A 25176-nucleotide genomic window follows, 5' to 3' on the forward strand; every position below is an offset into this window, starting at 1 on the left:
CGTGCGAGTTGAGTCAGGCAACCTTCCGGCCCTCGACCCAGTTGTCAATTTCGCTTTCATACCAACCGACTGCCCGCAACCCGAGCTTAACCGGCTTTGGAAATGTCGGGTCGTACCAGCGGCTTTTTGGATTGATGGCTTCGTAGATTCCGCTGCGGCTTTTGCCGGTGCGGTCCTCTACGGCAGGACGGCGAAGGATTCGGTCTGGCATGTGCAATACCTCACTGGTGGTTATAGGTACTGCGAAGTTGTCAGGTTTCCCTGCCGCATCGGAGGGGCCAATTAATTGGTAGGAGTTTTTCGGCGGCGAAAGCCTAGGTTCGAGAAAGATAAAACGCTCAGACCTCAACGGCAGCTTCCTCACCAGCAGCGGACGTTCGTAAAAATCGCTCTTATGACCGCAACGCGGACAAACCGGACTTGTGCGATTGCGGCAATTGCTGACGCAGCATTGATTTGTTGTCGCAGCACATTCATCGCTGCGTTGCAGCTGTTGTCGCCAGACCGGTCATTCAAAGCTATGATGATGCGATACTATCAAACTCTAGTTTCGCGGCACATAGGATCAGCAGCTTAGACGCCGAACAAAGCCAACGTTTGCGTTGTCGCTGGCAGTGCAGCAGGACAGGCCATGCGGGCCTTCAGCCAGTAAGCAAATTCTCGTTATGGCTCATGCAGGTGGCGAGGAAGAGGGAGTATGTCGCGGTCGTGGAATTTTTCATAAAGTCGAGATATTGCAGAGATTGGAACTTTGGTTCCTGCTTCGTGTTTGAATTGATCAGGAACGAGGCACCAATAGTGCTTCTATTTGTTGTTATGCTTTTTTGACAAGCGTAATCTTGTTTTTCTGACAGGAAATTAACGTTACTGCCGAACGCGATAGCCGGAAGCAATGATCTTGTTTATCAGAACTGCGGCGGCCTGGTGCATGTCCTTTTCATCGTTATTGCCGACTGCTGTTTCGTGGGCAGCAGCTGCGTCATGCAGAACTCCCACAATTTCATGTTCGGGCAGAAGCTCACGATCTTTAATTGCAAGCAAAAGCGCTTCACAAATTGAGAGTGCGGCCATTCCTGAATGGTCTTGCCGGTCAGCCATGGTAGACGTCCTTTTCTAACAGGCGTCCAAGCATGGAAGCGCCACGATGAATTGCACCATAATGGCATAGATTGCTGTATACTTAACTGATCGAAAGCAGTCTTGGCGTCGGATAGTTTCGCGGGCTGCTCATCGATGAAGGAAGAACACTTGCGCACTATCAAAAATAGTCCACTCACCCGAAAGCTTTCAAACTTCGTCGCTCTGACTGAGGTTGAACTTGCGGTATTGGCACGCCTGCACAAGCGTCGCAGAACCTTTGAAGCCGGACGTGACCTTGTGCATCAAGGGCAATCAGAGCAGGCGGCCTACATTCTGGCCTCGGGCTGGGTTTGTTCCTACAAAACCCAGACTGACGGGTCGCGTCAGATCGTCGATTTCCAAATACCGGGTGACTTTCTGGGCTTGCGAAGCGTTCTGTTGCACACCTCGGATCACAGCATAGAACCAATCATGGAAATCCAAGCCATTGAAGTAGTAGTGGATGATCTCCTGGAAGCATTTGCGCAGACGCCCCGGCTGGCGACAGCAATTCTTTGGGCGGTATCTCGAGATGAAGCGATGGTGGTTGAGCACCTGGTCAACATAGGACGGCGAGATGCGGGTGAGCGCATGGCGCATTTTCTTTTGGAACTTGGTGTGAGGCTGACTCAGGTCGGGATGGCAAACAAGACGGGATACACTTGCCCCCTGACACAATACCACCTTGCCGATGCGCTGGGACTGAGTGCCGTGCATGTTAATCGTGTCCTACGGCAACTGCGGGAGAAGGGGTTGGTTACTTTTCAATCCGGGCAAGTGGCATTTGATGATTATGACGGACTGGTGACGTTGGCCGGTTTTGACCCCACTTATCTGGATCAGGCCGGGCCACTGTTGAAGCAATAGGTTCACCCCTTCAGCGATGCCGGGATTTTGATGATAGTTGCCTGGTTAGAGACGCCATTCGCTTCGGCAGATTTTGGATTTCACCGAAAAAGAAGCGCAAGATAAATACAGTCCGATTGCGGTACTGGATTTCCTGCGCTTCTCAAATACTCGTTAAGAACACGCCAGCAAATATCCCGCCAACACACATCACGTTGCCGGAATCCAAACATCGTTGCACTGACGCAGGTTAGTCAATTTTTGGCAGTACCGGATTCTCGGGCACCAAATGCATTTGAGATTCCAATAAAATCTCAGGTCATTGGCCGCAGACTAACATCGATCAGCGCGCGTCTGCCATTTGCACATTATTCTAAATCACAACGCCAGTACTACCGCGGCGCTTACGAGCGTGTACCGCGGCAGACTGCGCGGGGAAGATCCAACAAACTATATGGAGGACCAAGGTGAGCACGAGATCGTCCAGTTCTTTGGTGACGTTTTCAAATCCGTTCTCTTTGTCCGGCTACCCGGATGAACTTCCTGCAGGCGAGTATGAAGTAGTTGTTGAAGAAGAACTACTACAGGGCCTGAGTTTCGAAGCATATCGCAGAACCGGAACCTACCTGACAGTTCAGGGCAAAGGCAGCAAGCCAGGTCGCACGGAAATGCGCCCAATTGACCCAGAAGATTTTGAACTGGCGCTCAAGCAAGACCAAACCTTGGCCACATCTAACAATGACAGCGATGCGGCGCTTTCCCCGCAGGAGGAATAGATTATGAACACGCCCGAATGGCTTAAACCCGGAATCTACGGCGCCCTGATCGGAGGAGTTTTCGTAGGCGTAGTTGGATTTTCTTGGGGTGGATGGATGACCGGCAGTAACGCGGACAAGATGGCCAACGCCATGTCCCGCGACAATGTAATCGCTGCGTTGGTTCCGATCTGCGTCGACATGGCGAGAACTGACACCCAACGCGCCGAAAAAATAACAACGATCAAAGAAGCTTCTTCTTTCAAGCGAAAGGATGCCGTTATGGCAGCCGGCTGGGCAACGGTACCGGGATCCCAAACCCCCAACAAAGATCTGGCACAGGCCTGCATTGAGGGGCTGAACCTGGATGGATCGTAACTCAATCACTCAACATTCGGACAACGCCGTTTGCACCAGGACAAATCGAAAAAATCAGCACTGGTTTTACTCTCACTTTATGACGGCGCTGTTTGTCGGCGTTTTCAGCTGCTTGGCGGGCTCCTTTATCTCATCAAATCCCGCATCGGCCGAAACAAATTCGATCCCGGATAATGCGCATCCCAAAAAATATGGCGACGGTTGGGAATGCGATTTGTCCTATCGGTTGGATGGCGAAGAATGCGTTGCCATTGTCGTGCCGGGAAATGCCTACCCCACAAACAGAACCTACGGCTCAGGGTGGGCATGTATGCACGGCTTTGTTGAAGTTGGCGGCACCTCATGCACTGAAGTGATTGTGCCTGAAGGTGGATATCTCGATCCATCAGGTGAGAGGTGGCGGTGCCTGCGTGGATACACAAGAGTAGACGATAGCTGCCAGAAAATCGTGGTGCCGGATAATGCTTACCTGACGAATAGCACTTATGGATCTGCATGGCGTTGCAACCGTGGCTACGAAAAAAACGGAGAAGCATGCGTGGCAGTAGCGGTGCCGGAAAACGCTTTTCTGAACGCATCAACCAGCGGGCGTCCCTGGACGTGCGAGCGTGGGTATTTTGAGCGCGACGGACGATGCGATGCCGTCTTTGTGCCTGAAAATGCTTTCTACGATGACGCGATCCATGGAGTTGGATGGAAATGCGAACGTGGCTACGAGGCGTCCGGTGATCGCTGCAATGCAATCGAGCTACCGGCAAATGCCCATATCGACCGATCCGGCAATGGGTGGCAATGCCACAAAAACTATCATCGATCAGAAGGGCTGTGTGTTCTGAACCAGTGAGAATTCAGACAGAAAGCCCACTTTCCCAAACTTCACAATTTTTGCCCGTCCTTACCAAGGACGCGCGTTTCACAATCTAAAAAGGAACAAATATGAAACCCGTACCCATTGCGTCGGATGCCAAGCAGTTCATTGCCAGCGATGCGCAAAAGCTGCCGCCTGAACAAGCAGTTTTTCCAGAGCTTCACCGCAAGACACTTGTGACAGATACACCGACTGCAATTGTGTATTGCGAAGGAAACTTCGCAAAGATCGATGGCAAGACGGCTAATGGTCTCGTTCGACATTCACAGGCCTATCGCGTTCTTTCGGTGATCGACAGCACGTATGGCGGTTGTGACAGTGGCAAAGTGCTTGACAATGTCGCAAATCAGGTTCCCATCTTCGATGATCTTGATGCCGCCGTCGCTAATGAAGCTACGATCCCGGACACGTTTATTTACGGAATGGCGCCGGCCAGCGGCAGAATGTCCCTTGAGGATCGCGAAGTTGTTGTGGATGCGATAACGCTCGGAATGAACATCGTCAGTGGGCTGCATGAATTTCTTAGCGATGACAAGGAGCTCGCCGGATTTGCCAAAATTCACGATGTCACGATACGCGACATTCGCAAGCCGCGGCCAAATCCCGACCTGCGCCTGTTAGATGGCAGTATTGGAGACGTCCAGGCGATCCGCATCGCGGTGTTCGGCACCGATTGTGCAATTGGAAAGCGTACAACCGCGACAATCCTGACAGGCGCACTTAACGCGCATGGGATCAAAACAGTTTTGGTCGGCACCGGCCAAACTGGTTTGATGCAGGGCGCCAAGTATGGTGTCGCGATGGATTCGGTGCCGCCGCAATTTTGTTGTGGCGAACTTGAGCGCGCTGTCGTTGCGGCATCCGAGGGTGAGCACCCGGATGTAATAGTGATCGAGGGCCAGGGCGCGCTAAGCCATCCGGCTTTTTGCACATCAGCCTTCATTCTGCGAGGCAGTCAGCCACATGCAGTTATTCTTCAACACGCGCCTAAACGAAAACGTCGATGTGATTTCCCCAACATGACTATGCCCGACCCTTGCGATGAAATCACCCTGATCGAGGCTTTTGCGAACACAGAGGTAATTGGCATGACGATCAACCATGAAGGAATGAATGATGTTGAGATTTCAAAGGCCATCACAGACTACAACTGCAAATTGTATCTCCCGGTCACTGACGCATTGAACCGTCCTCCAAAAAACTTGGTGAATATGGTTCTATCTGCCTTTCCGCGCTTGCAACCCGTACGTGCTACGACGATTGAATGAGCAAGCTGCGTATCGACGTTGATCTGGACAAAATTCGGTACAACACACGGTTCCTGGTCGACCACCTTAGACCCCGCGGAATTACGGTGACAGGTGTGACAAAAGCCGTTTGCGGTCATCCTGAGATTGCGAATGCTATGCTTGAAGGTGGCGCGACAGGGCTGGCGGACGCGCGGATCAGCAATATCATGCGTATGCGCGATGCTGGAATCTCGTGCTCCATATCCTTGATCCGAACGCCCATGCTGAGCCAGGTCGCGCAAGTCCTTGATAACTGCGATGTCAGCTTCAACACTGAGATGGACATTATCGCCAGCCTGGCCATCGAGGCGCTGGGGAAGAACATTACTCACAATATTATCCTGATGGTGGAAATGGGGGATATGCGGGAGGGCATCTTGCCTGAACACCTTGAGGGCACTGTGTCTCAAATTCTTAGAATGGAAGGGATTTCTCTGAAGGGGATTGGCGCAAATTTTGCCTGTCTGGGTCATGTGGCACCCTCTGCAGGAGCAATGGAATTGCTTTCGTCGCTTGCCGCCGACACCGAACTTGCAAGTGGACCCGCTCTGGAAACAGTGTCAGGCGGCGGTTCTGCAAGTTTGCCATGGGCGCTTGGCAAGGGGGCGACCGGAAAAATCAACAACCTGCGTCTGGGTGAGGCCATCCTGCTGGGTACCGATCCCGTTTCGGGGTACGCGATCGACGGGCTTTACACAGATGTTTTCACGCTTTGGGCGGAAGTGATCGAAACGAAGACCAAATCAAATCCAAATTCCTTGCAATTGAATTATCCTATACCTTCTATGCAGTGTGTGACTTTAGACAGTCCTTCGAAAACTCGGTCGATCCTTGGCATTGGACTCCAGGACACCGATGCAGCGGGTCTAATATTCCCTGCTGGCGTCACGTTCGTCGGAGCCACCAGTGATCATATCGTTGTTGAAAACACCAATTGTCTGCTTCGCCCTGGTGGCGAGGTAAAGCTGAAATTGAACTATAGCGCGCTCTCGCGCGGCATGGCTGCACCTGATGTAGCAAAAGTCTTCCATGGTGATGGCGCATTGGTTGACTGCACCCCAGCGAACACTGATCGCCCATATTCGAAGCGAAAGTAGCGCGCCAGGGTTGCCGCCGCCTCGGTTCTGCTTCAGCCACCCGTCTTATTCTACGGCTTTACGTAGTAAATGAGGCACCCAATCCCTATATTGGATGTAGCCGCATTCACTTTTCACACCCTATCTGGGCTCGTGGGTGTTGCGGACAATCAAAGGATCAAAATGATGTCTTTCAAAGACCTGACGACCAGAGCGGCTGCCGCACTGAAGGAAAACGATGCGGACGCGTCAAAAAAAGAAGTGACGTCGAAAGGGCAGGACGCCGTCCCCGAAAAATCAAAGCCTAAACCTCAAAACTGATAATACCCTGCCGGGAGCGGGTGGCTTGTTCTTGTTTACATCTCCGAGCGAGCGGTATCAGCAAAGGAGAACTACCCAAATGAACCAACTAATCAGCAAGACAATCGCAGTCTTTTCCAGGCCGTTTACTTTCCCTGGCTTTGACGAATTACTCCCGGCGGGCGAATACGACATAGAAACTGAGCTTTCCGCACCACCAGATTATTTGGATCCAGAAGCCTGGAAAGCATCAGTGCTAATCTTTCTGCTTCCACGGAAATCTCACCCCGGTCTGGCGCGAACCTTGACCGTTTCTCTTACTGATTTGGAGAGAGCCCGCGCAAAGGATAAATTGTCTTCAAAGCAGTTGTCGCAGTTCTTGCTCGACCAACTTTTGGCCGATCCCATGGTGCAATTGATTATGGAAGCGGATGGTGTGTCTGAGACTCAACTTCGGCACCTCTACTCGGAGTCGCTCATTTCTGAGGCAGACGACGGATCATCAGATCAACGAGCCATACCACGAGGATGCGCAAGCGGTTCTCGGTATGCTTTCGCTGTCCAAGCTGCTGAGAACGAAGGAATGCCAGTTCGTCCTATTAAAACCCCTCGGATTACAGGCCGTCCCATCGGACAGTCTGAACCAGGCAGCTCCTTTAATCTCAAGGCTTAGGGCTCGGAACTTTCTTTTCCAGTCGCTGTATAAACCAAAACAGAAATCGAGGCTAAGAACTGATGGAAGACTTCGACAACGACGCAGATACGATCATGGCTCGCGCCCACAATGACGTGCCGCAAGAACGCCCGTGTCTTCGTTGCAGAACGCCATTCTGGAGCGAAGGGTTCGGAGAGCGGATTTGTCGACGCTGCAAGGGGTTGAGCGCGTGGCGAAATGGCGTATCAGTAAGCCCTGGGTTAGCTCGGCGTCGCTGATAACCTGACGCCGGTCTTACCAGCTTTTCTGATCATATCTCATTTTATCTTATTGGTGCTGACCCGGGCCTTTTAACGTGGAACCCGATCGGTAATCGGTGCTGAAGACGAAGCGTACGCGCGGTTTGGACTCGAACCGTTCTTATGCGTAGTGATATGGGCTCAAGCCGCCTAATGCACACACTTAAACCATGCCAGTATTCATAATCGGACAGCAGGCATTCACGCCGCTTGTACTATTCGGTGGTCAGCGCGGTGCTGTTGCTTGGGTGCGGAGGGTGGATCGGAGTGCAAAATATGCCAAGAGTCCAACTACCTGCAGTCACCCCAAAACCCAGAGCTTGGAACAAGGGGCGGATCATCGGTCAGAAACGACCGCTACTCCCAAAACAGGTCTGGGCGATCCGTGCCCGGCTCGAACTTTCTGGAAATCTGCGTGATCTCACAATGTTCAACGTCGCGATTGATAGCAAGCTACGCGGCTGCGATCTGGTCAAACTCGCTGTGACCGATCTTGTCAAAGACGATCGCGTCCGTGAGCGTGTTTCGGTGATCCAGAGCAAAACCAAGCGATCTGTTCAATTCGAACTGACGGAAAACACGCGAGAAACTGTATTGGTATGGGTAAAATCACCGGAAATGTTTGCTAGCCGGTTCATGTTTCCAAGCCGATTCCATGATCGACCACACATCTCGGCGCGCCAGTATGGCAGGCTGGTTCGAGACTGGGTGACCGCAATCGGATTGGAACCGAGCGGATATGGCACGCATTCGCTTCGCCGAACCAAAGTAGCTGAGATCTACCGCAAGACAGGAAATCTCCGCGCGGTCCAACTTCTGCTTGGGCACACAAAGGTCGATAGCACCGTGCGATACCTGGGCGTTGAATTGGAAGACGCGCTAAGCATTGCAGAGCGCATAGACATCTGAGACAGTTTGGCGAGCGGCGCTGTCGGTCGCCAATCCATAGTGGTTCTAGTTCTTTTACGCAGGAGTGGGACGTAGCGTGCCCTGAGCGGAAGTGTCAAAATCTTGTTGCGTACGCTCGCAGCACAGTTTTCTCGGCTCAGGCGCAATTTACAGGGTGCGGGACCGAGCGGCCATTTGATCACGCCGCGAGTACTTGTGCAGAAGCGGCGCGAAAATCGCTGCGTTGCAGCCAATGTTATCAGGCCAGTCATTCATAGTCACGGGGAAGCCTTGATCACATACTCCTCTTTCGCCGCACTCAGGCCAGACAATTTCTTTCGGTAGTTCACCAAGGATCTTGGTCACCGGCAGTTTCAAAAACTACCTGCCCTGGCGGTACTTGCATTGCGACAAGGGAAACTTCCTTGACTCTATTCTGGCTAAGGACCACAAAAGTGCATTGGTGAAAGTTACTCGTCGCCGCGATGCTGCCGGCTTCGATGATCCAATGGCCTTCAGAATAACTGTAGCATGTGCCCCAGCATAGGAACGGGTTTCGCTGGGGTCTTCGCTATGAGCTCGTTCCTCGCAAGCATTCGCAACTGTCACCTGACAAGCCCCAGTCATCGCGTGAACCATGAAAGAAGGCGCCGTATGAACTGCACATGGCTTATAAATTGCGTGTTTGATGCCCGATAGATCAGGTCTCAGGCTCCTTTTCAATCAGTCATTCATCGTGTTTACGCGCTGCATTCTTTGTTTGATCCCGACACTCTTGGTGTTGCTCTCCGGAACGCAGCTTCCCGCCCAGGTCGCGGGCAATGCCGATGGGTCTGTTTGTGACGAAGGTTTCGAAAACAAGAACGGATCCTGCCAAAGAACAGACGTACCAGAAAACGCATATTTGACGGGTAGCTCCTATGGTAGCGGCTGGGAATGCAATCACGGTTTCCAGAATGTCGGAGAACTCTGTGAGGAAATAAGAGTTCCTGAAAATGCCTATCTTGCATCAACCGGAGATCAGTGGGAGTGCAATCGGCTGTTCCAGCGTGTCGGGGAACTCTGTGAAGAAGTGATGGCACCTCAAAATGGGTACGTCGAAACCCGGTTTGGCGTGCAGGAAATACACTGCAACTGGGGATTTCGTAAGGAGGATCAGGATTGTGTTGCGATTAATGTCCCGAGCAACGGCCGCCTGACTGACAAAAACAGCGCGGATGGTTGGGTGTGCCTCAGAGGTTACAGGGCAGCGGAGAGCGGTTGTGAGCCTGTGGCTGTTCCACAGCATGCATATCTTGCACCTGAAACGTATTCCGGATGGAAATGCGAACGTGGTTTTCGCGCAAACCGGGACAGGTGCGTTGCGATCCTTGTCCCTTCAAACGCTCACTTGAATCGAAGAGGTGATGGTTGGGAATGTAATCGGCCGTTTACACGACAGAACGATAAGTGCACCGAAAATGTGCCGCGACAATAGGTTGGTGGGAACCAATACCGCCTGACATATCCGGAAGGACGAATCCGTGAACCATAACTCGATTGACGAAAACCTGGGTAAAATACTCAAAGCCGAAAAGGCGCAACGCTGGTCCTACAGCATAAAGATGTTTGTCGCATTGGCGGTGATTGTTGCGGCCATAATTGTGGTGGTGTTTCTCTGATGCGTAAAAGCACCCCTCAGGTTAGCCTCCGACACCCAAAATCGGCAATTCGCGACCTAGAACAAAGAGCATTTCAGGAACGCAGTGTTCGTAAGTCGCGGAACGCTGACGTAGCCGGTGTGATTGAGGAACAGTTTGGCAAGTACTTGATTAAGGCCGGCATTCTGAGCGGTAACAGCGTTGCGCGCGCATTCCCCAAGCCACCAGCTAAAACGCAGGCAATGATTGCCGATGCAGTTGGTGAAACACCAGAGTTGGCCATTGAAGCCTTAAAAGGAATTCTCGAAGAACGAGACAGGAAACGTAGCGGTCAACGACGTTTGGAAGGAAACTCCGGCACGCTCGTTCCCAGTGCAAGAGAATATGCAGAGGCATTGCGCCAGATCAGGCTCACCCCTGCGCAGGTCACAATGCTCAAAGCACTTACTATCGCAGGTAGGGAAGGTCTGACCATTGGTCACTTGTCTCAGGCAGCCGGTTACAAATCACGCGAGGCCTCCATCAAGGTTTTCAAGAAAATCGGACTATTGATCGCAGAATATCTGGAACTGGACCTACCCGAAGCCGGATCGGTACAGAATGATGGCGCCGCTCAGGTCCTGGCATTTTCTCACATCGAAAGTGACGATGAGCCAGCAACTTGGATTATGCATCAGGAACTGCGCGACGCTGTTCGTTCGGTTCTATGACGTACGTTCCAGCCCCCGCTTTTGTAGAGAACTCTGAACCGGAACAAATGCACGAAAGGTTGCACACGTAGCTTATGCTGGAGAAGAAACCATACCCGCTCGACCTGATCTATGTACCTGTGAAGCGTGCAAAAACACTTGATCAGCAAAAAGTCCTGACGCTGGCCGAAGATATTCTGAAGAACGGCCAGAAGACCCCGATCCAGATACGCGCGGACAACAAGAGGTTCGTGCTGATTGAAGGCCTTCACCGACTAGAGGCCATTCGCGCCCTCGGCGGTGATACTGTCGAAGCCTTTTTGGTGCGCGCCAGGCTACACTAGATGCCTATTGGAATTGGCGTTCGACAAAGCCTCGGAAAAAGTCAGCAGACGTTGACTTTTTTCATCCCAAAGATGCAATCGTGCGCAATGAAGGCTCTCATATAGAGTAATACGCTGGCAATTTTCCAACTCGGAATGGTCACGCAATACCTCGTTTAGCCGATAAAACGGTATGCGGCTGGCCAGGTGGTGAACATGGTGCACACCGATATTGGCAGAGAACCACCGCAGGATGCCTGGCAGGGCGTAGTGAGAACTTCCATAGAATGCGGCGTTCTGAAGATTCCACACTTCTTCCCGCTCCCAAGTCGTGTGTTCAAACTGGTGTTGAATATAGAAAAGCCAAATACCAATCGATGATGCGACAATCATGGTTGGCAGGAAAACATATACCAACACCTCAAAGCCTCCGGCCCAAAAAACCAGAGCCAATATCCCTGCAATCGCGACGTTTGTTCCCATCGCACTTGCCCAATACAGCCAGCCCGACCGCATGAAACCAAGAGGTAAGCGGTTTTGAAGGAAGAACGTATAGACCGGCGCAACACCGAACAGGAAGATGGGCTTCCGGGTCAGACGATAAGCGGCACGCCCGAACCACTTCCGCTTCAGGTATTCTTCAGTGGTCAATGTAGGGATGTCACCCATACCACGCCGATCAAGGTTACCGGTTGAGGCATGGTGAATCGCATGGCTTTGCCGCCAAACGTCATAGGGTGTCAGCGCAAGGACACCCAAAACCCGGCCTGTCCAATTGCAAACGGTACGGTTTCTAAAGAAGGATCCATGACCACAATCATGCATAATGATAAAGATACGGACCAGAAATGCGGCGTTCAGGATGGCCAATAGAACAGTGACCCAGATACTAAGGGATAGCGCAAACCACGCTGCGCCCCATAGCGCGAAAAAGGGGATGACAGTGATTGTCAGTTCAAAAACACTGCGCTTCGCATCGGCAACACGGTATTGCGCGAGCGCCCGGGTCAATTCCTGCTGTTGCAACTGACTTGTTCTCCAAGGGCTTTTAGCAGCCCATTGTGCAAACGGGCACCCCATAAGGGTGCCCGTAAAAGGTCAGGCCAGTGCCAGATTGGCGGCGCTGTCGCGCCCGTCACGGCCAGCTTCGACGTCAAAAGTGACCTTCTGGCCGTCCTTCAATTCGCTGATGCCGGAACGCTCAAGTGCTGAGATATGCACGAACACATCGCGCTTGCCATCTTCAGGTTCGATAAAGCCAAAACCTTTGGTCGAGTTGAACCATTTTACTGTGCCATTTGCCATGGTGGAAGTCTCCTAATACTTGCCGCCCGCATTATTGCGGCGACTCGGCGTGGTCGGTCTGAATCGAAAGACTGAACGCCGAGTTTGGGAGACAGCAGGTCGAAAAAGAAAAACGTAAGCCCTGTGTATATGGACTTCGAGTACACACGATACAAGCCTTGATACAACGGAAAGCAACAGAAGATCTAAGTCTGCCCAGCCCAATTTGGGACAAAGATAAGCAGAACCATTGCTCTGTGGTTCGGAAATCAGAGGTCGGCTTCCGATAAAACCTGCCGAATGCGTATGCAGCAAATTGATTGCTCAGGCACGGCAGGTAGGGCTCACTGTCCGAAATCGCCGCGTGCTTCAAGAACACCGCGGCAAGGCACAAATGTTCATTGAGTGATTGAAACATTGCTAAATCAACGAGTTGACCTCTCTAACGAACGGTAGATTCTGCGCGGCCCGAATCTTGGGTCATGCTGCGTTGGCATAGGGCGACTGCGAGCCTCAAAGTGCCATTAGTAGGTCCGTATCTGCGCAAGCATCGGGCAAGAAACGTTCCCGATGTTACAGTTGGCCGTAAGTTCATTCAGGGCGGCCTCCAATCGCTTAAGTTCGATTATCTTCATACGCACATTGGAGATATGAAGCTCGGCCAGTTCCTTAACGGATTGGCAATCCTCGCTATCACCTTCGGATAGGTTGAGAAGCACCTTTGCATCGGCAAGCGAAAAACCCATGTCTCGGCACTTCCTTAGAAAACGAAGCCGTCCAACATCGTGCGCGGAGTACATGCGTCGATTATTCGATGCCCTTTCTGGTTTCGGCACGATCCCTTCGCGTTCGTAGTAGCGGATAGTATCAATTCCGACACCGCTTTGCCGGGATGCCTCCCCAATCGCAAACATGTGAGATTTCCTGTCTTGATCCTGTAGTGGCTACAGAAGTTAAACGAGAGGTTGTTGTCTCTACAACTCCGCGCGACGTAGTCCATCAGGGAAACAGAATGCAGAAGTACCTTAGCCTCAGCTATTTGGGATCGCTATCAGCGCTTGGCGTCGCGACTTGCTGCGTTTTGCCCATGACGATGATGTTACTGGGGCTGGGTGGCAGTTGGTTGGCAATCTTTGGGAAGGTTGCCGCAGCGAGTTACTATGTGCTGACGATGTCAACGGCGTTCGTCGTGATATCATGGATGGTATCTTATCGGCGCGGTTCCTTGCCGACGTTGAAATGGTGGCTTGCAGGAACGACTCCAATCACCGGCGTGGGTTGGGTCGTTGTGTTTAACGAGGCATGGATTAACGATTACCTGATCATGCAGATGTGAGACTATGACAAAACAAACTGTAGTCCTAGAAAGCACCCTGATTTGCCCGAAGTGCGGCCACAGTGAAACCGAGCAAATGCCAACGGATGCTTGCCAGTGGTTCTATGAATGCAAGTCGTGCAAAACAGTTTTGAATCCGTTGGAAGGCGACTGTTGTGTTTACTGTTCATATGCCACGGTCCCGTGTCCACCAATTCAGCTAGGCGATAGCTGTTGCGGATGAAGTGAAGGACGGTTTTGTTGAGCGAACTGTGAGCCGCCGCCGCGAGCATCGCTGCTATTTGCATGAATGACAGTTTTTTCCGCTGCTTGGCCGCACAAGGTATTCGGCAGTTGCAGTGTCGTTACTGCTGCAAGCGCATGCAGCAATAAAATCCAGGGTACAGGTTGGGCTCGGAGCGGTTCTCTGTTTGCGTTGAAGTCAAGGGCTTGGGTTACAGGTCATTCGGGGTCGTGGTTCTCTCCGAGGTCGGTCGTGCCGCCTCATAATGGCGTCCGGGAGCTGATCGGCCTGAATGTCATTCGCGAGGTTGGAATTGTTCCACCTCTACCGCTTCAGACGGGCTTGATCCGCCACCGTCCCGAAGGACGCTGAACCCGCCCATGGTCTCTCGGGCAGGTATTCGTGGTTTCCGGTTAAGCCATACCCTCCATGCTTGGATCAAAAACGGTTTCATTGCGCCAGATGCAATGCATGACTACTGCGATCTTCCTTGCGGCTGCGACAGCGGCTTTTTTGAAGCCTTTTCGCTCGTTCAGGCGCGTAGCCCAAGTCAGCAATGGTGATGGCTTTTTGACTTGTGTGATTAAAGTTGTGGCTGCCGAGTATAGCAATCGCCGCAGATCACGGTCTCCGCATTTTGAGATCCGCCCCGACCAATCCATTTCGCCGGATTGATAGCGTCGCGGCGTGAGGCCAAGGAATGCGCCGACATCTTTTGACTTCCTGAACCGCGCGGCATCATCCAGTGTCGAGATGAAGGCCAGAGCGACGATGGGCCCGACGCCCGGAACTGTCATGAGGCGCGCAGCAAGACCGCTTCCTCGCGCAATCGCCCTGAGTTCAGCGTCCATTGCGTCGGCCGCAGAACAAAGTGCCAGATGGATTGGGTTAAACATGTCCACCATCACACCGATGGCTGGGTCGACGGCACCCGCCTTGATAAGTTGATCGCGAAAGCCCTGTCGCATGTTCGCGCGGTGCACGCCCGACATGCAGACCCCAAAGACTTTCAAAACACCTCGAACATGTCCTTCCAAATCCTTGCGCATCTGGATCAGGCGTTCACGTGTGCCGATCAGAACACGAATGCGTTCTGATGCCTCACTGCGGACATGCACCTGGCTGAACCAGCCGGTTCGCGCCAAATGAGCCAGTCCTTCGGCATCGCCACGGTCCGATTTGTTAATCCGGCCCGACAAGGCCTTGTGGGCTAATCGCGCATCAATGCAGATGACCGGCAGACCACGTTTCTCCAACTCGCGGGTCAGCCAGATCGACAGAATCCCACTTTCATGGACAACACGGGCTGCATCGGGTGCGTGTTCTGACACGAACGCCGCAATCTGATCGGGATCAGACGAAACCTCACCACGCGCTATGACGGCACCGTCGCCATCAACAACACAGATCGAGACTGATTTGACGGATACGTCGAGCCCCACATAATATGACATGGTCGTTCTCCTCTACGGCTTTCATTTGTGAGGCCAGTTTACTGGACCTCGTTCGCCCGAGGAGAGCGATCACCGCAAACACACCATGTCATTCGCTGCGGTAACTACGAACGTCCGCTTTCGGTGGCAGCCCCGATTTCTACTGCCCCGAAACTGACCCTATGCTGAGCGACCAAGTTCGTGCTAATATAGGTCAGCAATACTAACCTAACATAGGGGGTAACCATGGCTGGAAAAGGAAAGCCAGGTCCCGCGAAATCGCCAATTGGTCGACAAGTGCGAGCAATGCTAGATGCAAGGTGCGTTGAGGAGGCAGAAGGCATAATCGACGCTGTTATCTCTGCCGCCAAAGGTGGGGATATCTCGGCGGCCCAAACACTGCTGAACCGGATCTATCCCCCTAGAAGGGGATGCCTGATCACATTCGAGCAGTTTCTAGTAAAAGGTCCTGCAGACATCAGCCTGGCCTACGATCATTACGAGCGACTGGCGGCGGACGGAAAGATCAGTACCGATGAGCTTGGACAACTTACCGCTCTTGTTGAGCGGAAGGCAAAGGCGTTTGAACTGATCGAGCAGGAACGCCGCATTAAGGAGCTGGAAGATCAGATTTCTGAATTGAAAGCAGGGCTGATGCCAAGGGTCGCCTGAGATGGCAAAGCGAGACCGGCAACTCACTAAATTATCCGACGAAGTTGGGCGCGTCGGTAACCTAATTAAAGCGGTGGCTATGGAGGGTTACACCAGCCCGTCGCTTTGGGCTGCCAAGGCTTTGGGTCTTGAGCTGGACGATTGGCAAGCTGAAATCATGGAGGCCGATGCAAATCGGATCTGTGTGGTGGCTAGCCGCCAATCCGGCAAGAGTACCATTACCGCGGCTCGAGCGGCCTATACTGCTCGCACGAATCCGGGGTTTCGCATCGTGCTGGTCTCTCCAACTTTCCGCCAATCAAGCGCTATGCGAACGAAGGTTGTGGGCTGCCTTCAAAGGGCTGAAGTGCACTATGGCCAATCGAGAGAAGAGATCCGCCTCTTGAACGGCTCCAGCATCATTGCCCTGCCGGGAGATGATCCGGACAAAGTGCGCGGAGCGACAGCAGACCTGGTCATCATTGATGAATGCGCTTTTGTAAAAGAGAACGTCTCTGCTGCAATACTGCCGATGTTGACTTCAACAGGCGGCGATCTGATCGCTGTCAGCACACCAAATGGACCACAGGGACTGTTTCACGAGTTGGCGACAGACAAAGATGCGCACGTGATCAATGTACCGGCGGATCGCATTGCTCGGTTTGACGAGGACACGCTTTCCGATCTTCGCACGCGCCTTGGTCCCGCCCGAGCTTCACAAGAACTCGACTGCGCCTTTGTGGTGGCGAACCGTTCTGTTTTCGACGCCAACGCGTTGGCCGCGATGTTTGGAGACGGTGTGGCCATCGCTCCAGATTTAGGTGAGATCAAACTAGCCGCTGCGAAAGAAGATAACGATATCGCCGCCCAACAGGAATCGGCCAGCCGACGGAAGAAACATCACGAACTGAGCAACCGACGGCGTTCATACACGGATATGTGGGGGGTCTTCTAATGGCCCTGTCTGATCGGAAATCGAAGCGCGTTGCTTTCGGCAGGATTCTCACAGCTGGTGGGGGAGGACCCAACCAACCGGTGGTAGTGATCTGCTCGTCTAGCGTCTGGACTGCCGACGGGCAAAGCAAGGACGGCTTTGCTTGGACGCTGCAGCCCGCAACCCTTGTTCCACATTGGTGCGTCATCCGAGATGGCGATGCCTGCACAATCCGGGAGATCGTCGACGCTGATCTCGAAACATGGCGCGAGAGCCGCAATCCCTCGGCACCAGCTGTGGTTCTAAGTGATGTTGGTCAGAACCTTGCCGCATCTGATCTCCTAACAAGCCGCTCTGGCTGGGAAGATCCGACGACTTTCGCAAACGTCCTTGTCAATGGTTCGACATCTGATGGCACTGCGTATGACATGCATGGCCGACAAATTATCGGCGCCAGATTTCTTGTGTCATGGTTTGATCGAATGCTCTGGAAGAACCCAAACCGCGCCTCCCCACCTCTAGGGGCATTTGGTGCCCCATGGGTTCAGGACAGGATCGTCCTTGCCTTCGATGCGAACGAGTACTCGATCCCCAACGGTGGGCTGACGTGGGAGGCCGTCGGTCGCGGTGCAGCGTCCACCGAGGCCCTGATCCGACGCCCGGGCATCGGTGATGCGGATACACTAGCCGGCCTCTCGGCGGACGAAACCGTGGCGATTGCGCTGATGTTGCAATTTTGGGCGGCCTTTAATCACGCGCCAGTCAGTAGCTCTGGTCCAATTCATTACCGTGCCCCGCACCTGGTCTGATGATTGTTGCCGGTCTCGATCTTGCAAAGCGTTCAGATCATTCTGCACTGGTCATAATCGAAGCTGGTGAAAATATGAAGGTGACGCACGCATTGCGGCTACCACACCTACCTTACCGTGAGCAGATAGAACTTCTCATGCCAGCCCTGTCCGGTGTTGATTGCCTTGCCTTTGACGGCACGGGCGTTGGCGATGCCGTGGGCGAGATGCTATCGGACTTTAATGCAACAGGAGTGGTAACGACCGGTTCCAACTCCAAACCTCGGTTATCCGATGATGGTCGGATCATGATTTCCAAGCAGGCAATGATTGGCGGCATAGGCTGGGCTTTGGCTTGCGGGCAGCTAAGAGTTGCCTCCAACGCTCCGGGACGCGCAGACCTAGCTGCTGAAATGGCGGCTTTCGTAGCGATTCCCGGATCTTGGAAGATGGAAGCCCGTCAAGGTCATCACGACGATCTGGTCATGGCGCTAGGATTAGCGGTGTTGGCAGCATATTCCTAGCAAGACAAAAGAAAAAGGTTCAAACACTAGCCGCAGTTCATCGGCAGGGGTGTACTGCGTTTTTAACGTCGTTTTGTGGGGCAAATAGTGGGGCAAAAAACGTAAAACAAAAAATTACGTTTATAATCATTATATTATGTAGACGCTTTGGCTGGGGTGGTAGGATTCGAACCTACGATACACGGTACCAAAAACCGCTGCCTTACCACTTGGCTACACCCCAACGGTGAGGCGCTATCTACGATTGTTGGTTGGAGGGTTCAAGAGCTTTTCCGCGAAAAATACAGGCTTGGCGCAAATTTTATTTGTGGACCTTCTACGGTGATAAAAGCGTCGATTGAAAAGCGTCGGCAGAGGTGCTTTTGAAAGGGGGCAGCCCGCTGGCTGAACGCGCCAGAGTTCAGGTTCAATGTATATTCGGGCACTAAGCCGCGCATTGGAAACGGTCGGTAGCGGAAATGATTGAGGGCAGCAACTTGTTAATATTGAATAATAAGCAGCGCCCGATAGCACTGTGACTGACCGCTGAACTGGTCGAAAAACGGGACGCAGGGCCGCGGATGGCGCAGTGGCGTTGCTACTCGCGGATTTCAGATGGATCGACGCCCCACAGGTTCGACTTTTGTGCCCAGCCGCGATAGCCCCCGGCGGAGATGTGACACCAATCCACACTGCAACTGCCCAATCGTGCTACGACACCGGATTCGAATTGTGCTGCGATTTGGGAGTTGGAATCGGGGCCGGAGTGAACTGGCAGCAATTCGGATTCGATCAACACGGTGCGTACGCCCGACAGCAGCGCGTAATGTACCCATCCCCCGGCACCGTCGCGGTCCTGAACTTTACGCCAGTTGCCGTATTCGGCGGTGATCTGCAGCGGCATGCCACGCCGTTTGAATACCCAGTCGATTCGATGCGTGAGCGATGGACCGCGGCGCACGTTGCCCTCGGCGGCCTTCATCGAGACATACCGCGGTAGCGGCAGGTTGGTGACTGGGCCACGCTTTTCCTGTGCGCTCGCGGCCAGAGTGCCCAGCACGATAAGAAATACGGACGAAACCACCAGAAGGCGGTATTTAACCGTTAGAAAACCACTCACTGACTGTCTGCTCTTATGCCCGTTGATCTGGTTCAGAAAAAAGGTCGTCTCAATGCGATTGGGGTTCTTGTGCCCCGCCTTATCCTGCGCCACGATGCCATGGCGTGCGAAGCTTTGCAAAGCGATGGGAGGACGAACGTGCCAAGAGAACGTCTGAGTGTTGTCGTAACGCGACGGTTGCCCGAGGCAGTAGAAACCAGGCTGTGCGAGTTGTTCGACGTGCAACTGCGCGGCGATGATACCCCAATGTCGCGAGAGGAACTGGTCGCGGCGGTGCAAAGCGCGGATGTGCTTGTGCCAACCGTGACCGATACGATCGACGGTGGGTTGCTGGGGCAGGCCGGTGAAAATCTGCGTCTGATCGCCAACTACGGGGCAGGGGTCGATAACATCGATGTTGCCACGGCGCGGCAGCGGGGCATTCTGGTGTCGAACACACCCGGCGTTCTGACCGACGATACCGCCGATATGACGATGGCGTTAATTATTGCGGTTACGCGGCGCTTTCCTGAAGGCGTAAATATGATGCAGCAGGGCGATTGGTCTGGGTGGGCCCCGACTGCATTGCTGGGTGGCCGCATCGGCGGTCGGCGTCTTGGCATTTTGGGAATGGGTCGAATCGGCCAGGCTGTGGCGAGGCGCGCAAATGTCTTTGGGATGCAGGTCCATTACCACAATCGCCGCCGATTGCGCCCTGAGATTGAGCAGGAATTAGAAGCCACCTATTGGGAGAGCCTGGACCAGATGGTGGCGCGGATGGATGTGATCTCAATCCATTGCCCTTCGACCCCTTCGACCTTTCATCTTATGAACGCACGGCGACTAAAGTTACTGAAACCATCCGCTGTCGTCATCAACACCTCTCGGGGTGAAGTGATAGATGAAAACGCACTGACGCGTCTGATCCGGTCCGGTGATATCGCGGGTGCAGGGCTTGACGTCTATGAGCGCGGAACCCAAGTGAACCCGCGTCTAAGGAAATTGCCGAACGTTGTTCTGCTGCCCCACATGGGTTCGGCCACCTTGGAAGGCCGGATCGAGATGGGTGAAAAAGTCATTATCAACATCAAAACTTTTGAGGACGGGCATCGCCCGCCTGATCAGGTTGTACCATCCATGTTGTGACGCATCCGCGCCGCAAGAACAATTTTCAGGAGGACACGATGAGACGAAATCTGATTTCGGGATTGTTTGTGACGGCGTTGACCTTTGGCGGCGCGTCTTTCGCGCAGGAAACCGCGGATGCGGTGGCGCCCGAGGGAGCCTCGGATGGGCAGGTGCAGGGGCTGACCGACGAGGTGATCGCCTCGCTTGAGGCGAAGTTGGCTGGTCAGCCGGTCACATCTGAGAATTGGATGGTCGCGGCGGCGAATCCGCTGGCCGTTGAGGCCGGGGCCAAAGTGCTGCGGGCTGGTGGGTCGGCCGCGGATGCGATGGTGGCCGTGCAGGTGGTGCTGGGTCTGGTCGAGCCGCAATCCTCGGGCCTGGGCGGCGGCGCTTTTCTGGTCTGGTATGACGCTGCAACCGGCAAGCTGACAACGCTGGACGGGCGCGAAACCGCTCCGCTTGAGGCGAACCACCGCCTGTTCCACGACGAAAACGGTGAGCCGTTGAAATTTTTTGATGCGGTTGTCGGGGGTCTTTCGGTTGGCACACCCGGTACGCCCGCACTGCTGGAAGAGGCGCACCGGCGCTGGGGGCGCAGCCCTTGGCCCAGCCTGTTTCAGGACGGGATAACGCTGGCTGATGAAGGGTTCCTTGTCTCGCCGCGTCTGGCATCACTGGTCGAAGCAGATGCGGAACGGCTGTCGCGCTTTCCGGTGACGGCTGAATACTTCCTGCCGGGCGGTACGCCTTTGCAGCAGGGCCAGCGTCTGATGAACCCGGACTACGCCGAAACGCTGCGGGTTCTTGCCAGTGAAGGCTCGGCCGGGTTCTATGGGGGTGAGATCGCCGCCGGGATCGTAAGCACCGTGCGCAATGCGCCGGGCAATCCCGGTGTTTTGTCCGGTGTTGATTTGGCGCTGTATCAGGTGATCGAGCGCGAGCCGGTCTGTGCCACCTACCGCAGTTACGAGGTTTGCGGCATGGGGCCTCCGTCCTCGGGGGCGTTGACGGTTGGGCAAATACTGGGGATGCTGGATGGCTTTGATCTGTCGGCGATGGGGCCAGAGGATGCAAATGCCTGGCGATTGATCGGTGACGCCTCGCGCTTGGCGTTTGCGGACCGCGGCCGGTACATGGCTGATCATGATTTTGTTCCGATGCCCACACAGGGTCTGGTCGATCCCGATTACCTGTCTGAACGTGGTCAGCTGCTGGGCGGAGAGGGTGCCCTGACCGAGATCACACCGGGTAACCCGGAATTTGATCACGCGTCAAACTGGGCAGATGACATCTCGATCGAGCTGCCCTCTACCTCGCATATCTCGATTGTGGACCAATACGGCAACGTATTGTCGATGACCACGACGATTGAAAATGGCTTTGGCTCGCGTCTGATGACCAACGGGTTCCTGTTAAATAATGAACTGACGGATTTCTCGTTCAAAACCCACAGCAATGGGGTGCCGATCGCCAACAGGTTAGAACCCGGCAAGCGACCGCGCTCATCCATGAGCCCGACTATCGTAATGCAGGATGGCGCGCCGGTGCTGGCGATTGGTTCGCCGGGCGGCAGCCGGATTATCGGTTACGTCGCCAAGTCGATCATTGCCTGGGCCGATTGGGACATGGACGTGCAGCAGGCGCTTTCGCTGCCGCATCTGGTCAATCGGTTCGGTACATATGATGTCGAGCAGGGCACGGCGGCCGAAGGGTTCACGGACCCGTTGATTGAACTGGGGTTCGAGGTGAACCCGCGCGACCTGACCTCGGGCCTGCATGCGATTGAGATCGGCGATGTGCTGATCGGCGGTGCCGATCCGCGCCGCGAAGGTATCGCGCTCGGGGAATAAAAGGGGAGCCACATGGTGCAGGCAACGGCGTTACCGCGAAACGAGGCCGGGATTGAAACGGTTGTCGGCATCCTCAAGCAGAAATTCGGTGACCGCCTGCAAACTGGTCAGGCGACCCGCGAACAGCACGGTCACACGACGACCTGGATCAACAACCAGTCCCCGGACGCAGTGGTCTTCCCGCACTCGACCGAGGACGTGTCAGAGATTGTCAAAACCTGTGCGCGGCACAAAGTTCCCGTGATCGCCTTTGGTACCGGAACCTCGCTGGAAGGGCACGTGAACGCCCCAGCGGGTGGGATATCGGTTGACTTGACGCAAATGAACAAGGTGCTGGCGGTCCATGCCGGTGATCTGGATTGTGTTGTGCAACCCGGCGTGACCCGCGAAGACCTGAACACCCATTTGCGTGACCAAGGGCTGTTCTTTCCTATCGATCCGGGAGCCAATGCCTCGCTGGGTGGGATGGCCGCGACACGGGCGTCGGGTACTAACGCTGTGCGCTATGGCACGATGAAGGACAATATCCTCAGCCTTGAGGCGGTGATGCCGGACGGACAGATTATCCGAACTGGACATCGGGCGCGCAAATCCTCGGCCGGGTACGACCTGACCCGTCTGCTGATCGGGGCCGAGGGTACGTTGGGCATCATCACCGAACTGACGCTGCGCCTGCAGGGCGTCCCCGAGGCGATCACCTCGGCCCGCTGTTCCTTTCCATCCGTCGACGCCGCCTGTCAGGCCGTGATGATGACGATCCAATACGGCGTACCGGTTGCCCGGATTGAGCTGCTGGATGAGTTATCGGTCAGGGCCGCCAACGCGTACTCTGGCCTCACTCTGCCGGAGACACCGCTGCTGTTGCTGGAATTCCACGGCTCGGAAACCGGCGCCGTCGAGCAGGCAGAGACCTTTGGCCAAATTGCAGAAGAGTTTGGAGGCTCAGACTTCGCCGCGACCTCGACGACGGAAGAACGAAACAAATTGTGGCAAGCCCGGCATGATATGTATTGGGCTAGTCTTCAACTTCGTCCCGGCGCACGGGGGATATCGACCGATGTTTGCGTTCCGATTTCGCGCTTAGCGGAATGTGTGACCGCGACTCGAGCCAAGGCGGAAGAACTTGGCCTGATGGCGCCCATCGTCGGGCATGTTGGCGACGGGAATTTTCACAGTTTGCTGCTGATCGACATGGAAAACCCGGATGAGGTTGCCCGTGCGGACGGTTTTGTCGGATGGTTGAACGACTTGGCGATTTCGATGGAAGGCACATGTACGGGTGAGCACGGTATCGGACAAGGCAAGCGGCCCTATCTGGTCAAGGAGCTTGGCCCGGCGGTGTTCTATATGGAGGCGATTAAAAAGGCTCTGGACCCGGATAACATAATGAATCCGGGCAAGATTTTATCCGGTGAGGAATTCTAAGATTCCACGAAAATTCAGCAGCGATGTCACATGGCTGCCCTAATTTCCGTTTATCTACCGTTAATCTAGCAGTGATTGATTTTCGGATTTCAGATGAGCGCGATACGCATCTTTGGGTTGGTGCTGGTGGTGGTATTGGTCATTGGCGGCCTCGACTACTATCAACAGGTTCAAAAACACGAGGGCACGTTGTCTGCCAACGGTTATGTGGACGCGATCAAACATCGTCTTGCGCGCCAGCAGGACGAGCGCGACGCCAAGGCCGCCGAGCGAGACCGAAAGAAGCGCTGGAAAGCCGGGGCGAAGTCATTCCTTCCTGATGTAGGGGAAGAATGGGTGCGGTATGAGCTGACGGCGACCGACAACGAACCCGTCAAATCGGTGCTTGCGGGCTATGGTCCGACCCCTTTGGTCAGCTCCATTGCGAATCCGGCAGAACTGGCACGTCTTTCTGGCGGTGGTCAAAACGCGATACTGGGCAAGCTTGGTGAAACGGGCATGATCTATGCCAAGGGGGAGGATGTTGTCTGGTTCGACATCAGCCTGAAACCGGAATCGGCGCGGAATACGCTGGCGGGCATGGCTCTGTCACGGCAGCAGAATTTTATGACTCAGCTTTCCTTCAAAGAAGGATTTGCCGTGATCGACGGCGTCGCCTTCATGGAGATTACTCAAGATACACTGGACCCAACCGGGGACTTTCCGCATCGCAAAATCATCGGGCGGATCGGGATCGACGAAGAAGTGGTGATCCGAATGCACACCAATGCGGGTGACGCCACGATCCGCGATCTTTTGGAGGCCATGGACTATGCGGGCCTCAACGCGTTACTGACTTATCCATCTCCGGTCGTGGGGCGAGGGGACACGATCGCTCTCGACCGGCAGCCTGAAATTGCCGAGAGGATGAACCGTTTATATTCTGAGATGGTGGCCGTGCAGGAAAAGAAGACCACCGAAAAACTCAGCAATTTGGATGTTACGGCTGTGATGGTGAACACTATGACGTCCGTGGGGTTCAACGGTGAAGGCTTGATGGACATCACCGGGGGTGAAGTCTTCGAAAATCAGGATGTCTTGCAGATCGGCTATGGTCGGGCGCAAAAATTGTTGCTGGATTCGGTCCAGCGGCAGGCAGATTTGGCGCAAACCGAGGATGCCGAAGACGCAGGTGAGGCCCAAGGCTCAGGGTTTTTCTCCGGCCTCAAAGGCAAGTTGTCCGCTTTCGGCGCCATAGCAGCCATAGGCGGCGGTGCCAAAGACGCAAACGATAGCGCATCAGCAAAACCCGTCCGCGTACATAAGGGCGGGGTTGGGGCATCGTGTGCAAAGGTTGGCAGCAGCAAACGGTGTTCGGTCTCTGGGCAATAAGCCAACTCCCGCGATTCTACTGTCTG

28 protein-coding genes and 1 tRNA gene are annotated in these 25176 nt (G+C 54.2%); 21 read left to right on the top strand and 8 right to left on the bottom strand.

The features are described 5' to 3' along the window. Positions 1–13 precede the first annotated feature (13 nt). Both ACR0LN_RS17935 and ACR0LN_RS17940 read right to left on the bottom strand, forming a co-directional pair. Positions 14–211: a helix-turn-helix transcriptional regulator gene (locus ACR0LN_RS17935; RefSeq protein WP_480431596.1), complete on the bottom strand. Its 198-nt coding sequence runs from the start codon at positions 209–211 to the stop codon at positions 14–16. Between the two features lie 653 nt (positions 212–864). Continuing rightward, complete coding sequence (locus tag ACR0LN_RS17940) at positions 865–1098, bottom strand: hypothetical protein (RefSeq protein WP_170743324.1); 234 nt, start codon at positions 1096–1098, stop codon at positions 865–867. 135 nt (positions 1099–1233) lie between these two features. On the opposite strand from ACR0LN_RS17940, the gene ACR0LN_RS17945 reads away from it, so the two are divergent. From ACR0LN_RS17945 to ACR0LN_RS17995, 11 genes are all read left to right on the top strand, one after another. Continuing rightward, complete coding sequence (locus ACR0LN_RS17945) at positions 1234–1986, top strand: Crp/Fnr family transcriptional regulator (protein WP_170499212.1); 753 nt, start codon at positions 1234–1236, stop codon at positions 1984–1986. A 446-nt stretch (positions 1987–2432) separates the two neighbouring features. Next, the gene (locus ACR0LN_RS17950; RefSeq protein ID WP_170452327.1) at positions 2433–2741 is read left to right on the top strand and encodes a hypothetical protein; all 309 of its coding nucleotides are present in this window, start codon (positions 2433–2435) and stop codon (positions 2739–2741) included. Between the two features lie 3 nt (positions 2742–2744). Next, positions 2745–3098, top strand: a complete 354-nt coding sequence (locus ACR0LN_RS17955; RefSeq protein WP_170452329.1) for a hypothetical protein — start codon at positions 2745–2747, stop codon at positions 3096–3098. Further along, the gene (locus ACR0LN_RS17960) at positions 3088–3942 is read left to right on the top strand and encodes a hypothetical protein (protein WP_170452331.1); all 855 of its coding nucleotides are present in this window, start codon (positions 3088–3090) and stop codon (positions 3940–3942) included. Before ACR0LN_RS17955 ends, ACR0LN_RS17960 begins: the two co-directional genes overlap by 11 nt. A gap of 92 nt (positions 3943–4034) precedes the next feature. Beyond that, the gene (locus ACR0LN_RS17965; protein ID WP_170576373.1) at positions 4035–5234 is read left to right on the top strand and encodes an N-acetyltransferase DgcN family protein; all 1200 of its coding nucleotides are present in this window, start codon (positions 4035–4037) and stop codon (positions 5232–5234) included. Continuing rightward, positions 5231–6352, top strand: coding sequence for an alanine/ornithine racemase family PLP-dependent enzyme (locus ACR0LN_RS17970; protein WP_170743322.1), 1122 nt, complete (start codon positions 5231–5233; stop codon positions 6350–6352). Before ACR0LN_RS17965 ends, ACR0LN_RS17970 begins: the two co-directional genes overlap by 4 nt. A gap of 379 nt (positions 6353–6731) precedes the next feature. Continuing rightward, positions 6732–7304 (top strand): hypothetical protein, encoded by a 573-nt coding sequence (locus ACR0LN_RS17975; RefSeq protein ID WP_170743321.1) that lies wholly within the window; start codon positions 6732–6734, stop codon positions 7302–7304. Positions 7305–7861: 557 nt separating this feature from the next. Next, the gene (locus ACR0LN_RS17980; protein WP_170743320.1) at positions 7862–8494 is read left to right on the top strand and encodes a tyrosine-type recombinase/integrase; all 633 of its coding nucleotides are present in this window, start codon (positions 7862–7864) and stop codon (positions 8492–8494) included. A gap of 1502 nt (positions 8495–9996) precedes the next feature. Further along, positions 9997–10134, top strand: coding sequence for a hypothetical protein (locus ACR0LN_RS17985; RefSeq protein WP_170743319.1), 138 nt, complete (start codon positions 9997–9999; stop codon positions 10132–10134). Next, positions 10134–10823, top strand: a complete 690-nt coding sequence (locus tag ACR0LN_RS17990) for a hypothetical protein (RefSeq protein WP_170743318.1) — start codon at positions 10134–10136, stop codon at positions 10821–10823. Before ACR0LN_RS17985 ends, ACR0LN_RS17990 begins: the two co-directional genes overlap by 1 nt. Before the next feature lie 74 nt (positions 10824–10897). After that, complete coding sequence (locus ACR0LN_RS17995) at positions 10898–11146, top strand: ParB N-terminal domain-containing protein (protein ID WP_170452343.1); 249 nt, start codon at positions 10898–10900, stop codon at positions 11144–11146. On the opposite strand, the gene ACR0LN_RS18000 is transcribed toward ACR0LN_RS17995, so the two are convergent. From ACR0LN_RS18000 to ACR0LN_RS18010, 3 genes are all read right to left on the bottom strand, one after another. Next, positions 11138–12205, bottom strand: a complete 1068-nt coding sequence (locus ACR0LN_RS18000; protein WP_480431600.1) for a fatty acid desaturase — start codon at positions 12203–12205, stop codon at positions 11138–11140. The genes ACR0LN_RS17995 and ACR0LN_RS18000 overlap by 9 nt on opposite strands. Before the next feature lie 18 nt (positions 12206–12223). After that, a complete protein-coding gene (locus tag ACR0LN_RS18005; RefSeq protein WP_170430361.1) occupies positions 12224–12430 on the bottom strand; it encodes a cold-shock protein in 207 nt (68 codons plus the stop codon). 503 nt (positions 12431–12933) lie between these two features. Continuing rightward, on the bottom strand, positions 12934–13323 hold the full coding sequence (locus tag ACR0LN_RS18010; RefSeq protein WP_170637988.1) for a MerR family transcriptional regulator: 390 nt from the start codon (positions 13321–13323) through the stop codon (positions 12934–12936). 98 nt (positions 13324–13421) lie between these two features. On the opposite strand from ACR0LN_RS18010, the gene ACR0LN_RS18015 reads away from it, so the two are divergent. Continuing rightward, a complete protein-coding gene (locus ACR0LN_RS18015; protein ID WP_170452349.1) occupies positions 13422–13745 on the top strand; it encodes a hypothetical protein in 324 nt (107 codons plus the stop codon). A gap of 4 nt (positions 13746–13749) precedes the next feature. Beyond that, positions 13750–13968, top strand: a complete 219-nt coding sequence (locus ACR0LN_RS18020; RefSeq protein ID WP_254446079.1) for a GDCCVxC domain-containing (seleno)protein — start codon at positions 13750–13752, stop codon at positions 13966–13968. A gap of 413 nt (positions 13969–14381) precedes the next feature. Here ACR0LN_RS18020 and ACR0LN_RS18025 read toward each other — a convergent pair whose 3' ends face one another. Further along, entirely contained in the window at positions 14382–15422 is a 1041-nt protein-coding gene (locus tag ACR0LN_RS18025; RefSeq protein WP_480431601.1) for an IS110 family RNA-guided transposase, read from the bottom strand. Positions 15423–15647: 225 nt separating this feature from the next. On the opposite strand from ACR0LN_RS18025, the gene ACR0LN_RS18030 reads away from it, so the two are divergent. From ACR0LN_RS18030 to ACR0LN_RS18045, 4 genes are read left to right on the top strand one after another with little or no spacing between them, the layout of a single operon-like run. Then, positions 15648–16073, top strand: coding sequence for a hypothetical protein (locus ACR0LN_RS18030; RefSeq protein ID WP_480431602.1), 426 nt, complete (start codon positions 15648–15650; stop codon positions 16071–16073). 1 nt (position 16074) lies between these two features. Continuing rightward, complete coding sequence (locus ACR0LN_RS18035; RefSeq protein WP_480431604.1) at positions 16075–17007, top strand: terminase large subunit domain-containing protein; 933 nt, start codon at positions 16075–16077, stop codon at positions 17005–17007. Further along, a complete protein-coding gene (locus ACR0LN_RS18040) occupies positions 17007–17795 on the top strand; it encodes a hypothetical protein (protein ID WP_480431606.1) in 789 nt (262 codons plus the stop codon). The genes ACR0LN_RS18035 and ACR0LN_RS18040 overlap by 1 nt, the downstream gene beginning before the upstream one ends. Further along, a complete protein-coding gene (locus ACR0LN_RS18045) occupies positions 17795–18298 on the top strand; it encodes a phage terminase large subunit family protein (protein ID WP_480431608.1) in 504 nt (167 codons plus the stop codon). Before ACR0LN_RS18040 ends, ACR0LN_RS18045 begins: the two co-directional genes overlap by 1 nt. 148 nt (positions 18299–18446) lie before the next feature. Here the strand turns inward: ACR0LN_RS18045 and ACR0LN_RS18050 are convergent. Both ACR0LN_RS18050 and ACR0LN_RS18055 read right to left on the bottom strand, forming a co-directional pair. Beyond that, a tRNA-Gln gene (locus tag ACR0LN_RS18050) sits at positions 18447–18521 on the bottom strand. 354 nt (positions 18522–18875) lie between these two features. Next, a complete protein-coding gene (locus ACR0LN_RS18055) occupies positions 18876–19364 on the bottom strand; it encodes an SH3 domain-containing protein (protein ID WP_480431658.1) in 489 nt (162 codons plus the stop codon). A gap of 171 nt (positions 19365–19535) precedes the next feature. On the opposite strand from ACR0LN_RS18055, the gene ACR0LN_RS18060 reads away from it, so the two are divergent. From ACR0LN_RS18060 to ACR0LN_RS18075, 4 genes are all read left to right on the top strand, one after another. Then, the gene (locus ACR0LN_RS18060) at positions 19536–20522 is read left to right on the top strand and encodes a 2-hydroxyacid dehydrogenase (protein WP_480431610.1); all 987 of its coding nucleotides are present in this window, start codon (positions 19536–19538) and stop codon (positions 20520–20522) included. 38 nt (positions 20523–20560) lie between these two features. Next, positions 20561–22354: a gamma-glutamyltransferase gene (gene ggt, locus ACR0LN_RS18065; protein WP_480431611.1), complete on the top strand. Its 1794-nt coding sequence runs from the start codon at positions 20561–20563 to the stop codon at positions 22352–22354. 12 nt (positions 22355–22366) lie between these two features. Next, entirely contained in the window at positions 22367–23779 is a 1413-nt protein-coding gene (locus ACR0LN_RS18070) for an FAD-binding oxidoreductase (protein ID WP_480431614.1), read from the top strand. Positions 23780–23872: 93 nt separating this feature from the next. Then, the gene (locus ACR0LN_RS18075; RefSeq protein ID WP_480431616.1) at positions 23873–25150 is read left to right on the top strand and encodes a hypothetical protein; all 1278 of its coding nucleotides are present in this window, start codon (positions 23873–23875) and stop codon (positions 25148–25150) included. The last annotated feature ends 26 nt before the right edge of the window (positions 25151–25176 follow it).

It is taken from the genome of Ruegeria sp. AA6, from assembly GCF_056542865.1.